General features: G+C 43.1%; 16 protein-coding genes. 15 read left to right on the top strand and 1 reads right to left on the bottom strand.

Features of this window, described 5'->3' with window-relative positions:
* Nucleotides 1–336: 336 nt before the first annotated feature.
* The 11 genes from BLS58_RS05240 to BLS58_RS05200 all read left to right on the top strand — a co-directional run bounded on the left by BLS58_RS05240 (nucleotide 337) and on the right by BLS58_RS05200 (nucleotide 6,984).
* Nucleotides 337–1,467, top strand: a complete 1,131-nt coding sequence (locus tag BLS58_RS05240) for an MBL fold metallo-hydrolase (RefSeq protein ID WP_090396703.1) — start codon at nucleotides 337–339, stop codon at nucleotides 1,465–1,467.
* Between the two features lie 115 nt (nucleotides 1,468–1,582).
* Entirely contained in the window at nucleotides 1,583–1,918 is a 336-nt protein-coding gene (locus BLS58_RS05235) for a thioredoxin family protein (protein WP_090396701.1), read from the top strand.
* Nucleotides 1,919–2,006: 88 nt separating this feature from the next.
* Nucleotides 2,007–2,534 (top strand): GNAT family N-acetyltransferase, encoded by a 528-nt coding sequence (locus tag BLS58_RS05230; RefSeq protein ID WP_090396699.1) that lies wholly within the window; start codon nucleotides 2,007–2,009, stop codon nucleotides 2,532–2,534.
* Nucleotides 2,535–2,641: 107 nt separating this feature from the next.
* Nucleotides 2,642–2,875, top strand: coding sequence for a hypothetical protein (locus BLS58_RS17935; protein ID WP_245723062.1), 234 nt, complete (start codon nucleotides 2,642–2,644; stop codon nucleotides 2,873–2,875).
* Nucleotides 2,823–3,230: a YncE family protein gene (locus BLS58_RS17930; RefSeq protein ID WP_245723061.1), complete on the top strand. Its 408-nt coding sequence runs from the start codon at nucleotides 2,823–2,825 to the stop codon at nucleotides 3,228–3,230. The genes BLS58_RS17935 and BLS58_RS17930 overlap by 53 nt, the downstream gene beginning before the upstream one ends.
* Nucleotides 3,231–3,249: 19 nt before the next feature.
* A complete protein-coding gene (locus tag BLS58_RS17925) occupies nucleotides 3,250–3,588 on the top strand; it encodes a YncE family protein (protein ID WP_245723060.1) in 339 nt (112 codons plus the stop codon).
* A gap of 142 nt (nucleotides 3,589–3,730) precedes the next feature.
* Complete coding sequence (locus BLS58_RS05220; RefSeq protein WP_090397046.1) at nucleotides 3,731–4,300, top strand: YdhK family protein; 570 nt, start codon at nucleotides 3,731–3,733, stop codon at nucleotides 4,298–4,300.
* 82 nt (nucleotides 4,301–4,382) lie between these two features.
* Nucleotides 4,383–4,589, top strand: a complete 207-nt coding sequence (copZ, locus tag BLS58_RS05215) for a copper chaperone CopZ (RefSeq protein ID WP_090396697.1) — start codon at nucleotides 4,383–4,385, stop codon at nucleotides 4,587–4,589.
* Nucleotides 4,590–4,710: 121 nt separating this feature from the next.
* Complete coding sequence (locus BLS58_RS05210; RefSeq protein ID WP_090396695.1) at nucleotides 4,711–5,388, top strand: hypothetical protein; 678 nt, start codon at nucleotides 4,711–4,713, stop codon at nucleotides 5,386–5,388.
* A 193-nt stretch (nucleotides 5,389–5,581) separates the two neighbouring features.
* Complete coding sequence (trxB, locus tag BLS58_RS05205) at nucleotides 5,582–6,550, top strand: thioredoxin-disulfide reductase (RefSeq protein WP_090396693.1); 969 nt, start codon at nucleotides 5,582–5,584, stop codon at nucleotides 6,548–6,550.
* 149 nt (nucleotides 6,551–6,699) lie between these two features.
* On the top strand, nucleotides 6,700–6,984 hold the full coding sequence (locus tag BLS58_RS05200) for a metal-sensitive transcriptional regulator (protein ID WP_090396691.1): 285 nt from the start codon (nucleotides 6,700–6,702) through the stop codon (nucleotides 6,982–6,984).
* 116 nt (nucleotides 6,985–7,100) lie between these two features.
* On the opposite strand, the gene BLS58_RS05195 is transcribed toward BLS58_RS05200, so the two are convergent.
* Nucleotides 7,101–8,069: a sugar phosphate isomerase/epimerase family protein gene (locus BLS58_RS05195; RefSeq protein WP_090396689.1), complete on the bottom strand. Its 969-nt coding sequence runs from the start codon at nucleotides 8,067–8,069 to the stop codon at nucleotides 7,101–7,103.
* 169 nt (nucleotides 8,070–8,238) lie between these two features.
* Here BLS58_RS05195 and BLS58_RS05190 point away from each other — a divergent pair, with 169 nt between their 5' ends.
* The 4 genes from BLS58_RS05190 to BLS58_RS05175 all read left to right on the top strand — a co-directional run bounded on the left by BLS58_RS05190 (nucleotide 8,239) and on the right by BLS58_RS05175 (nucleotide 12,881).
* Nucleotides 8,239–9,228, top strand: coding sequence for a LacI family DNA-binding transcriptional regulator (locus BLS58_RS05190; RefSeq protein ID WP_090396687.1), 990 nt, complete (start codon nucleotides 8,239–8,241; stop codon nucleotides 9,226–9,228).
* 125 nt (nucleotides 9,229–9,353) lie between these two features.
* The gene (locus BLS58_RS05185) at nucleotides 9,354–10,331 is read left to right on the top strand and encodes a substrate-binding domain-containing protein (protein WP_090396686.1); all 978 of its coding nucleotides are present in this window, start codon (nucleotides 9,354–9,356) and stop codon (nucleotides 10,329–10,331) included.
* A gap of 80 nt (nucleotides 10,332–10,411) precedes the next feature.
* A complete protein-coding gene (locus BLS58_RS05180; protein ID WP_245723059.1) occupies nucleotides 10,412–11,908 on the top strand; it encodes a sugar ABC transporter ATP-binding protein in 1,497 nt (498 codons plus the stop codon).
* Nucleotide 11,909: 1 nt separating this feature from the next.
* Nucleotides 11,910–12,881, top strand: a complete 972-nt coding sequence (locus BLS58_RS05175; RefSeq protein WP_090396682.1) for an ABC transporter permease — start codon at nucleotides 11,910–11,912, stop codon at nucleotides 12,879–12,881.
* The last annotated feature ends 4 nt before the right edge of the window (nucleotides 12,882–12,885 follow it).

The following is a 12,885-nucleotide window of genomic DNA, read 5'->3' as shown; positions in this document are numbered from 1 at the left end:
GTCTGTTCTTCTTCAAATCGAGACATGCTCATATGTTCCCCCGTACACATCGAAGACTGTATCCGTTTTTTGAGATCTCAAATATGCGTTCAATAATGGTACAAGCACTATGCATTGTTGTTTGACTGTGCTGCGGGAGTCCCAACCGGAATAAATAGAGCCAAGCACAACCTGTTGCATACCCTAGGCATGTATAGTATTATGAATGTAAGCAACGATCCAAAAAGACACAAGGATGTTGGCCCCCCCCCTCTATGCAATTATGTCATTGGCAAGCTTGGAGGAGGGAGCAGCAATGGATAAGGAAGTGCAAAAGAAAAGGGGAGGTTATGGAGAATGTCACAAAGTATAACGACGAAGGAACTTGCAAGACGTGTGGTTAATCGTGAAGAAACGCTTATTTTGGACGTTCGGAATACAGATGAGTTTGATGACTGGAAGATTGAAGGAGACAGCGTCTATGTCATCAATGAACCTTACGTCAATCTGCTGGACGGCATCGATCCTGTCACTAAGAAACTGAATAAAGATCAGGAAATTATCGTTGTTTGTGCAAAAGGCCGATCATCCAAGAAGGTAGCTAAGATGATGGAAGAAAACGGTTTTACGAATGTCAAAGACTTGGAAGGCGGTATGAAAGCCTGGAGTGAGCACCTGGAGCCGGTCAAAATAGCTGACTTGAATGACGCCGGAAGTCTTTATCAATTTGTTCGTCTTGGCAAGGGTTGTCTGTCGTATATGGTTATTTCCGAAAATGAAGCAGCGGTTATCGACGCCAACCGGATGACGGACATTTATGAACGGTTTGCTGAAGAAAAAGGTGTCACCATCAAGCATACGATCGATACCCATCTCCATGCCGACCATGTTTCCGGTAGCCTTCAGCTTGCTAACCATACAGGCGGAACTTATCACCTTCCACCTAAAGACGCTCGCGAGGTCACATTTGACTATGCATCATTAGAAGAAGGCAGTGATCTAACAGTCGGCAATACAACTGTAAAAGTGCAACCAATTTATTCACCGGGACATACCATAGGGAGCACGTCCCTGATTATTGATGATCGGTACCTTCTGACCGGTGATATTCTGTTCGTTAAATCCATCGGCCGTCCCGATCTTGCCGGTAAGGCGGAAGACTGGGTTGGCGATTTGCGCGAAACCTTGTACAGCCGTTATAAAGACCTGTCTGATGATTTGATTGTATTGCCTGGCCACTATTCGTCTATAGAGGAACTGAGCGAAGATGCCAGTGTTAATGTACGACTTGGTGATTTATATCAGCGCAATAAAGCCTTGCAGGTGGAGGATGAACAAGCATTTCGGAAGATGGTCACCGAGAATCTGCCACCGCAGCCAAATGAACATGATAATATACGCCAAACCAATATGGGTAAAGTGAATCCGGCAGAAGAAAAACAACGCGAAATGGAAATTGGACCAAACCGCTGTGCAGTGCATGTATAGGATTCTGAGACTGGTGCAAACTCTTGGAAAATCTAACACCAATAGAAAAGATAATAGTTATTCACAAATGAATAATAATGATTTCGAGGGGAAATTTATAAGCTAGGGGGATAGTATGGCCCATTTCTTGGAATTAAAGACGATTGAAGAAGTCAATCAATTTTTAGTGAACAACGATGTGACATTCTTGTTCCTATCAAGTGAAAGTTGCAGTGTGTGTCACGCACTGTGGCCTAAGGTTCAAGAAATGGTATCTCAATTTCCTCAAATAAAACTTGCACATATCGATGTGGATCAAGTAAAGGAAGTTGCAGGACAATTTCTTGTGTTCACCGCTCCTATCCTCCTATTATTCAAAGGCCAAAAGGAAGTAATGCGGGAAGACCGGTTTGTCCGTATGGATCAGCTAAGACATCGGTTAGAAAGCATTTCAATTAAATCGACTGAATAAATCGTTCTCACCCGTACTTTTTGTATACCCTAGGATCGTATTGCATTATGGATTTTGGCAATATGACTTTTGAGAGAGGTGAATGTTATTGATTAGGTTGGAACACTTTGGCAGAGAAGACTTTGATTTACTAATAAGTTGGATTGACTCGCCTGAGTTTCTTATGCAATGGGCGGGAACGCAATTTAGTTACCCGTTAGATGAAGAACAATTAAATCAATATATAAAAGGTGCAAATGAGGAAAACTCAACAGTGTATATATACAAAGCCGTTTTAAATGAAACCAATGAAACCATTGGACACATTTCTCTAAAAAATATTGACTTAAAGAACCGCTCTGCAAGCATAAGCAAAGTTTTATTAGGCAACACCCAAATACGTGGCAAAGGAATAGGGCAGAAAATGGTTACTGAATTACTCAAAGTTGCTTTTGATAGCTTATCTTTACACAGGGTTGGGCTAGGCGTATTTGCTTTTAACGAACCAGCTATAAAGACTTATGAAAAAGCGGGCTTTGTAAAAGAAGGTCTACTCAGGGATTTTAGAAAAATGGAAGATGGTTATTGGAGCTTGTGGCAGATGAGCATTTTAGAGAATGAATGGATACAGATCTAAAAAATTCATACAAGAAGGTCATGAAATAAAATATAAATTTTTACCGTAAAATACCTAACAGGGGTAATGTAAATAAAAAAGGAATCAAAAATTAGGAGGTCATTAAAATGACAAATAACACACTTTTTTATTTCACGGCAAATGAAGGTGGTATTTCAAAAATTGATGTTTCAACAAATAAAGTTTTCGACTCAATAAAAATCAATGGTACAGTGCATAACGTACAAATGTCGCCTGATAATAAAATGATGGGTATTACGATTGTTCCTTCAGGAGGACATGGAGGACATGAAGCCCATGATGGACACGATGCAAAAAATGAGAAGGCAGCTCTTTTATGATGCCAAAACAAACGAACTAATCAAAGAAGTAGATAGTGGAGCACATCCTGCTCACATTGTATTTACAGAAAACAATCAATATGCTCTTGTGACAAATACCGGAAATAATAATGTGCCTGTTATTGATATGAAAACCTATGAAGTGGTTCATACTATTTCAACAGGTAATGGTCCGCACGGTTTAAGAATTTCAGCAGACAGTAAGTTCGCTTATATCGCAAATATGAATGAAAATACTGTTAGCGTCATTGATTTAGGGCAAATGAAAGAAACGAAGAAAATTATAGTCGGGAAATGTTCCGGTTACAACAGGAATCACCAAAGATGGAGAAACACTTGTTGCGACATTAAATAGTGAAAATTCCCTAGCTATTGTGGACGTTGTTTCTGAAAAAGTCGAGAAGGTTAAAGTTGGTAAAGGTCCTGTCCAAGTTTATATTCAATCTGACGATAAATATGCTTGGGTTGCAAATCAAGGGACTTCCGAAAATCCGTCAAACAGTGTTACGAAAGTCGATTTAGAAACAAAAGAGGTTGTTGCAACCATCGAAGTGGGTAATGGTGCTCACGGCATTGTTACAAGCAAAGATAACAAGTTCGTATATGTAACCAATATGTATGACAATACCGTGAGTGTTATTGATATAGAAAAAAGTGAAGTGATTACAACTGTAAATGTTGGCGAAAATCCAAACGGAATTACAATACAATAAACATTGTTTAGGGCAGAAAGTGGTTTTCGATTAAGATAATCTGCGCTAACTTGACAATACGTATCCAGGGTATGGTAAATTAAAAAAGAATTAAAATAAGGATGCCATTTTGAAAGGACGTATTAAAGTGAAGAAAAAAATCATGATAGGGTCCGTTTCCCTGGTAACAGCATTTGCATTAGCTGCATGTGGCACTGGCGAGGAAGATTCAATGCCAGATCAAGATATGGATTCCGGCGAGGATAACAGTATGGACGAAGACATGCACGAAGACATGGATCATTCCAGCTCCGGTGAGGTTCCGGATGATTTAGAGGAAGAAGAGAATCCATCTTTTGAAGAGGGAAGCCAAGCAACGGTGGAGGGCGGCCATATGGAAGAAATGGAAGGTGCCGAAGCTACCATCGTTGGAGCTTATAATACGACTGCCTACATTGTTTCTTATACCCCAACCAATGGCGGAGAAAGAGTAGAAAATCATGAATGGGTGGTTCATGAAGAAATCGAAGACGTCGGGGAGGAAACACTTGAACCGGGAACAGAAGTCACATTAGATGCTGATCATATGGACGGGATGGAAGGAGCCACGGCTGAGATTGATGAAGCTGAAGAAACAACCGTCTATATGATTGATTACACACCGACGACCGGTGGCGAAGAAGTGGAAAATCATAAATGGGTCACAGAAGATGAACTATCAAATATTGAATAAGAGCGTGGAACGGAAATTTTCACTTCACAATACCTATCCGGGGTAAACTGGAAAAGAATTAAAAATGAGGGAGGTCATTTAAATGACAAATAAAACACTTAACGTACAAGGAATGTCTTGCGGACATTGCGTGAGCTCTATAGAAGGAAATGTGGGAGAACTGTACGGGGTTGAAACAGTAAAGGTCAATTTGGAAGGTGGAAAAGTCGACGTCACCTTTGATCCGGATAAAGTGGAGTTAAAAAATATTACAGAGGTCATTGAAGAACAAGGATACGATGTTGCCTAGGAAGGCGGATCGTGCTTATGCAGCACGATCTCCTTTTAACAAAAATATATACCCCTATAAGGTATGAGGTGAAGCCATAGCCAACGAAACTTCAGACGTTCAAAAGGAGGCAGAATAAACAATGGATCATAGCAAACACCATCATCATGACCATAATGTCGAATCACAGGTTAAAACTAATGTGACATATAATGATGGGAAAGTTTTTATTGAATTGGAAGATGATACTGGGAGCCCGCCTGAATTAGCTATCCAACATGATAAAAAGATGCATTTTATCATGGTTTCCAATGATTTAGAGGCGTACTATCATTTACATCCGGAGAAGGAGCAACCGGGATATTATTCGGTCAATCAAGCGTTAAGTGACGGCACTTATCAAGCATTCGTTGATATTGCACCGGAAAATAAGACATACCAAATTATGCCCAATACTTTACAAGTGGGCACCGACGAAACAAGTAAAGCTAAAGCAAACCTTGACGGAAAAGATCATTGGACGAAAGAGCGTAATGGGAAGACCGTCACGTTAAATGCGGTGGATGCTACGGTTGGGGAAGACGTTCCTTTAGTCTTTGATACGCATGGCGAAAAACCGGATCCGTATCTAGGCGCCTTGGGTCATGTTGTGATTGTTGATGAGGATGTTGAACACTACATTCATGTCCATCCAGAAACAGATAACACAACAACGTTTAATGCGCATTTCTCTAAGCCTGGCATGTACAAAATCTGGGCCGAATTTAAGTTTGGCGATGACGTTAACGCCTATCCATTTATTATAGAAGTAAAAGAATAACCAAAGTCATCATCATTATATACCTGGGTTTTTTAAACGAAATAATACCCACCCCCCGTAGGGATACAAGCATAAAAAAGAGGGGATGAAAAAAGGGATAAACGCTCAATTCCTGAGTCAACAGGGCACAGACAGTGAAGCACCCACAGTAGGATTTCAAAATGTCATAAACGATGGGAAGGAGGTGTTTACTGTGAATGCTCAAAATATCTATGATGTAATCATTGCCGGTGCAGGCCCTGCCGGAATGACAGCTGCCGTTTATGCTTCACGTGCAAATGCCAGCACGCTATTGCTTGAACGTGGCATGCCGGGCGGTCAGATGGCCAATACCGAAGATGTTGAGAATTATCCCGGATTTGATCACATTCTAGGTCCTGACCTTTCGCATAAGATGTTTCAACACGCCCAAGCATTTGGAGCTGACTATGCGTATGGCGACATTAAGCAAATCATCGATGAAGGAGACACGAAAAGAGTGCTGACAGGAAATCAAGCATTTCGTGCCCGTTCAGTCATTGTAGCAACAGGAGCAGCGTATAAACAGCTCGGCATTCCGGGAGAACAAGAACTTCTCGGGCGTGGGGTCTCCTATTGTGCCGTATGCGATGGCGCGTTCTTTAAAGATCGTGAACTTGTGGTGATTGGAGGCGGGGATTCTGCTGTAGAAGAAGCGATGTATCTCACCCGCTTTGCTTCCAAGGTGACCATTATTCACCGAAGGGACGAACTTCGTGCCCAAAAAATTCTACAAGAACGCGCGTTTAAGAATGAGAAAATCACATTTATCTGGAACAAAGTTGTGACAGACATCCATGAACAAGAGGGGAAAGTCGGCAGTGTAACCATGAAAGATACGGAAAGCGGGGAAATGTCGTCCCTTTCTGTAGGCGGTGTGTTTATTTACATTGGCATGCTTCCTTTAAATGATAGTGTCCAGGGACTGGGCATTACAAACGAAGAAGGTTATGTGGTCACTGATGAAGAAATGGCGACGAACATCCCAGGCATTTATGCAGCCGGGGATATTCGCGAAAAATCCCTACGCCAGATTGTGACAGCGACGGGAGACGGTGCGCTGGCTGCTCAACATGTGCAGCAATACCTTGAAACCATGGCTGAGAAGATGGACGAGAAAAGCAGCGTTCAACTCATCACTTGAATACCTTACCCGTGTATGGTGAAATATAATCGAAAATAGATCTCAAGGAATTACGGAAGCCATTGAAGAACAAGGGTATAATGTAGCTTAAAAAAGAGGGATCGTGTTCTCATCAGCACGATCCCTTCTCAACAAAGGAGGGAATATATATGCCAACACAAGAAAAGGAAACCGTCCAACCAAACAAGCAAGCATTACTCAACCGGCTGAAACGAATTGAAGGCCAAGTCCGCGGGGTACAGAAGATGGTAGATGAGGATAAATATTGTGTCGATATCCTTCATCAAATCTCGGCGATTCAATCAGCCATGAAGCAGGTGCATGTTGCTTTAATGGAAGACCATACAAACCACTGTGTCGCCAATGCCATCCAAGAAGGGAATAAGGAAGAAATGATCAATGAAATGATGGATGTTATGAAGCGATTAATGTGAGATCCTCTCGGCATTGAAATACCGAGGATTCATGTGGTGGAGGCCTACGGTTGCTACGGGTAAATATATAAAACGTCCCAAAAAAGCGCGCAGTATTGCGCGCTCGCCACTGAAAGTTATGCCCACCACATCTCTTGAACCGATTCTTTAACCATCACAGGTTTCAGGTTTTCAACGGCCTTCGTAAATCCTTCATCAATAGACATTAATCCATCTTCATGTTCAATGCTTACAACATCATCATACCCCATTAATCGCAGGGTGCTGACGATGTCGGCCCACGTTTTCGTGTCGTGTCCAAACCCTACGGTGCGAAAATACCAGGCGCGGCTCTTCATGTCGGCGTAATCGGTCATATCGGTGACCCCGTTGCGATTCATGTTCGGTTGATCGATAATCGCATCTTTAGCATGGAAATGATGAATCGCTTGTTCGCGCCCGAGAATTTTGATGGCCTCGATCGGATCGATGCCTTGCCACCACATGTGGCTCGGGTCAAGGTTAGCGCCAATCGCATCGCCGCAAGCATCCCGCAAACGAAGCATATTCGCGGGCGTATGGACGGAGAAGCCGCCGTGAAGTTCCAAACCGATTTTTACATTGTGTTCCTCGGCGAAGTTATTTTTTTCTTTCCAAAACGGAATGAGTTTTTCCTCCCATTGCCACTTTAGAATGTCCTGAAAATCATGGGGCCACGGGGTCACCGGCCAATTAGGGTATAGGGCATGTTCATGATCGCCGGGACAACCGGAGAATGTATTGACGACTGATACCCCTAATTTGGAAGCAAGACGTATCGTTTTATCCAATAAATCAATGGCTGGTTCAGCAATCTCTTTGCGGGGATGAAGCGCATTGGCATGACAGCTGAGAGCACTGATCGTAAGATTATGTTCGGATATTTGTCGTTGAAACGTTTGGAGAGCCCGGTCATTGTTCAATAGTTCATCAACGTTACAGTGTGCGTCACCGGGGTAGCCGCCGGTACCCAATTCAACGGCTTCAATCCCTTTCGAAGAAACATAGTCCAGCATGTCGGCAAATGGTTGATCGGAAAATAATACGGTAAAAACACCTAATTTCATGATAGCCTCCCTTTCAATTATTCTGAATAGACAGCAATGTAATCCTTTACACTATTACCATATACAAAATATGTGCGTTTATCAAGTAAAAAATTTTTAGTTGACAGATAATTATGAGGGCATTACAATAATTAATGTAATCGATTACAAACAGTTGGGACGAATAATGATGGCAAACATTCAGCAGGTGGCACAAGAAGCAGGGGTATCTGTAGCGACTGTTTCCCGCGTTTTGCACGGCCAGGGGTCAGTGGCGACAAAAACAAGAATTAAAGTTGAAGATACCATTAAAAAATTGAATTACCAACCGAGTATGCTCGGTAGAAACCTAAGAAACTCTGAAAGCCGGTTGCTTTTAATACTTATCCCCAAAATTTCCAATCCGTTTTATTTTGATATCATTAAAGGCATTGAAAACATCGCGATCAGCCAAGGTTATAATATTTTATTATGTGAAACAGACTCCAGCCCGGAAAGGGAAAACATATATTTCGATTTAGTCAGGACTAAAATGGCTGATGGCATCATTTCCATGGACCCGGCTGTGAACATGGAAGCCCTAATGGAATTGGCTGAGAACCATCCTATCGTTCAATGCAGTGAATACGCGGTGGAGAGTGACATTCCTTATGTGACGATTGACAGCGAAGAAGCCGCTTATCGGGCCGTTAAGCATTTAATCAAGATCGGGAATGAAAACATTGCATTTATCAATTCGGATAAAAGATATCTTTATGCGAGACAACGGAATGAAGGGTATCAAAGAGCGTTAAAGGAGCATGGCCTGGCCGTTAAAGAAGAATATATATACCACACCGAGCACCTGGGGTTTGAGTATGGGCAGCAAGCGGTGAAAAGTATTTTGAACTTGGAGGACCGCCCCACGGCAGTATTTGCCGTGTCTGATTTGTTGGCTATTGGTGCGTTAAAAGAAATACATGCCTGCGGCTTTCATGTGCCGGATGATATCGCTGTGGTGGGCTTTGACAATATCGATTTTTCCAATATGACGAACCCCGCTCTTACAACCATCGCCCAGCCCATGTATAAAATGGGAACGCTTGCCGTTGACATGCTGATTAAAAAGATTCAGGGAAATGACGTTGAAAGCATTATTTTGGACCATGAATTAATCATGCGCGAGTCGACATCAGGATAACAAGCAATTAAGGCTGGCGCTCTGCTATTAAATATAAAAGGATTAATAGTAGAGCGCTGTCCTTAGCTGTAATTGTAATCGTTTACAGGGAGAGCGTATCCACAAAACAAAGGGGGAGAACGGTGATGAAGAGAGTATGGTTTTTCGGCTTGGCCCTGGGAACAGCCATAAGTTTGTCTGCATGTGGAGACGGTGAAGCCACCGGTGACAGTGAAAATGGTGATGATGAAGATACTGATCTGACGATCGGAATCTCTTTACCATCTGCCACGCACGGGTGGATGGGCGCATTAATTGATCAGGCCGAAACAGAAGCAAATGACATTTCAGAAAATGAAGGTATCGATTATGTGATGACTAATGCCGAGGATCCCAACGAGCAAGCGAACGACGTCGATGATTTAATTTCCCAGGATGTAGATGCCCTGGTCCTCCTTCCTATCGAATCAGCTGCGTTGACGCCGGCCGGACAGAATGTGGCTGACGCGGATATTCCCCTGGTTATCGTAGACCGGGAGTTGGAAAATGATGCTGCCGAAGTGGTTGTTACCGGGGATAATGAAGGCATCGGTTATAATGCCGGTCAATATCTCATTGACGAATTGGATGGGGAAGGGGATATCGTAGAAATTACCGGGCCGCCCAACTCGGTGACGGAACAACGTGGCGCCGGTTTTGAAGAAGCGATTGAAGGCGAAGACGGCATTGAAGTCGTCGCTTCCCAGGACGGGGATTTCTCAACGGAGACCTCGCTAGATGTCATGCAAAACGTTTTACAGGCTCAAGATAACATCGATGCTGTCTATACCCAGGATGACGGCATGGCTTTTGGTGTATTGCAAGCGATTGAAGAGGCGGACCGAGAGGATATTCAATACATTACGGGTGCAGGTGGAGAAGAAGAGATGTATGACCATATTCAGGACGAAGATAGCTTGATTACAGCCACTTTCCTGTATTCGCCTTCCATGAGTGTCGAAGGTGTTCGATTAGGTGCAGATCTAGCTCAAGGGGAAGAGCCTGAGGAAGAAGAAGTGGTGATGGAAGCAACCGAAGTAACAGATGAAAACGTGGATGAACATTACGAGGATGCGCCATTCTAGAGAATTAATTCAAGGGAATACAATAGAAGAAAATAGATGTTGTATTCCCTTTTTGATTAAGATGGAAAGGGTGGATGACGATGTCGTCCTTTTTGTCCATGAAAAATATCAGTAAATCATTCAATCATGTGCCGGTGCTGAAAAACGTCTCTATCAACGTGGAACACGGGGAAATTCATGCCTTGCTGGGGGAGAATGGGGCCGGTAAATCTACGTTAATGAACATATTGGGCGGTGTTCATCAACCCGATGAAGGCGCCATCGTTTTAAACGGGCAGACGGTAGAAATGACCACGCCCAGAACCTCTCAATCTTACGGGATCAGCTTTATCCATCAGGAACTCAATGTCATCTCCGACCTGCGCGTATATGAAAATCTGTTTTTAGGCAATGAACTTAAGAATCGGTTTGGTTTTGTAAAGGTAGAAGAGATGTGTGACAAAACGAGCGATATTTTGGCTGAGTTAGGCGTTGATATTCATCCGAAGACGTACGTCCGTCATTTGGATACGTCCTACAAACAGATGCTTGAAATTGCAAAGGCGCTCCTACATAACTCCAGGCTGATTATTATGGACGAACCGACGACTGCTTTAGCAGAACACGAAGTTCATCGCCTGTTTGCACTCATGAAAAATCTTAAACAGACAGGCGTGTCCATCATTTATATCTCTCACAAATTAAAAGAGATCCAGGAAGTGTGTGACACCTATACCGTCTTGCGCGATGGCCATGTCGTAGGCAGCAACCGTATGAAAGATGAGAACCTGGACGAAATCACAAAGCTGATGGTGGGCAAATCAGTTTCTGAAGACCGTTTAACAGAATCGCATTCATTCGGACCGGTGGCATTGGAAGTGAAACACTTAACGAGTGAAGGTTTTTTTAAGGATATCAATTTTACCGTCCGCAAAGGAGAAATCGTTGGGTTTACGGGGCTGGCCGGTGATGGACGAACCGAGCTTTTTGAAAGTTTGTTCGGCTTTCGGAAAAAATATAACGGACAGATCAAAATATTTGCTCAGGATGTCAATATCAACCATCCGAAACAAGCATTAAAAGCGGGGATGGGGCTTGTTCCTAAAGATCGAAAAGAGAATGCGATCATTAAGGATCTTAACGTCATCCAAAATATGAGCCTGTCATCATTGGCCCATTTTGAAAAAGCAGGACTGATTAAAGGAAGGGCTGAACGAGAAAAGTTCAATTTTTACGAACAAAAGTTAAATATAAAAGTCCCCAACCCGAAAACGACGATCGACAAGTTAAGCGGTGGGAATCAACAAAAGGTGGTTATCGCCAAATGGCTTGAAGTGAACGCGGATATTATTATCTTTGATAACCCGACGCAGGGCATCGATGTCGGAGCTAGACGTGAAATTTATCAACATATTGTTGCTTTGGCTGACAAGGGTAAAGCTGTAATTATTTTATCTTCGGAAGCATCGGAAATCCGAAAAGTTTGTCATACCATTCATGTCATGTACCAAGGGGAGGTAACGGCGCAATTTGCAGGTGAAGAAGCGACGGATGACGAGATTATGAGTTATGCCACAGGCTCAAAAAGGGGGCGATAGCATGGCAGAACCGGAATTCGAACGAGCCAAAAGATCGACAAAATGGAATAGCCGCCTTTCGTGGATATGGACAGAATACAGCGTGATTATCGCCTTTTTGATTCTGTTTGTTGTTTCGTCCATCTTGAGTCCGAGATTTCTGGAATTCAGCAATCTCATGAATATCTTAATGCAAGTGTCCATTATCGGTGTCATCGCTTTAGGCATGACGATGATTATGCTGTCAGGCGGGATAGATTTATCCGTGGGGTCGGTTTTGGCCTTAGTCGGTGTATTTTCGGTGATCGCCTTAAATGCTTCCGGAAGTATTTTTATTGCGATTATAACGGCTTTGGCCGTTGGCGCATTCACAGGTTTTCTTAACGGGTTTATGGTCGCAAAATTAAAGATTGCTGCCTTTATTGCCACGCTGGGGATGATGGCTGCCGCCCGCTCGATTGCTTTATATACATCAGATGGCGGTAGCATTTCCGGGGAAGTAGAAGGGTTTAGCGCCATTTCAAACAGCAGTATCGGCGCGGTACAATCGCCGATTTTTATTTTCGGATTGATGGCGGTGCTCGTTTTTATCTTATTGCATCAAACACGTTTCGGCCGCTATGTGTATGCGATTGGCAGTAATGAAAAAGGGGCGCTTTTGTCAGGGATCCGGGTAGATCGGATAAAAATGGCCGTTTATACCCTGGCGGGGATGCTCGTAAGCGTTGCGGCAATCATCGAGACATCCCGCCTGAATTCCATTTCTTCCTCCAGTTCCGGGCAGCTCTATGAGTTGGATGCGATCGCTGCCGTTATCATCGGCGGCACACGCATGACCGGAGGACGCGGGAAAGTGGTCGGAACACTTTTTGGCGTGCTAATCTTGGGTATTTTGAATAACATGATGAACTTAATGAATGTTTCTCCGTACTTGCAAGGCTTTGTCACTGGATTAGTGATTATTATTGCTGTTGTATTTCAAAAGAGAGAATAAATGA

It is taken from the genome of Natribacillus halophilus, assembly GCF_900100185.1.
Lineage (GTDB): Bacteria > Bacillota > Bacilli > Bacillales > Marinococcaceae > Natribacillus > Natribacillus halophilus.
Note: the sequence above shows the minus strand (reverse complement) of the source record. Positions and strands in the feature narration are given on the sequence as shown.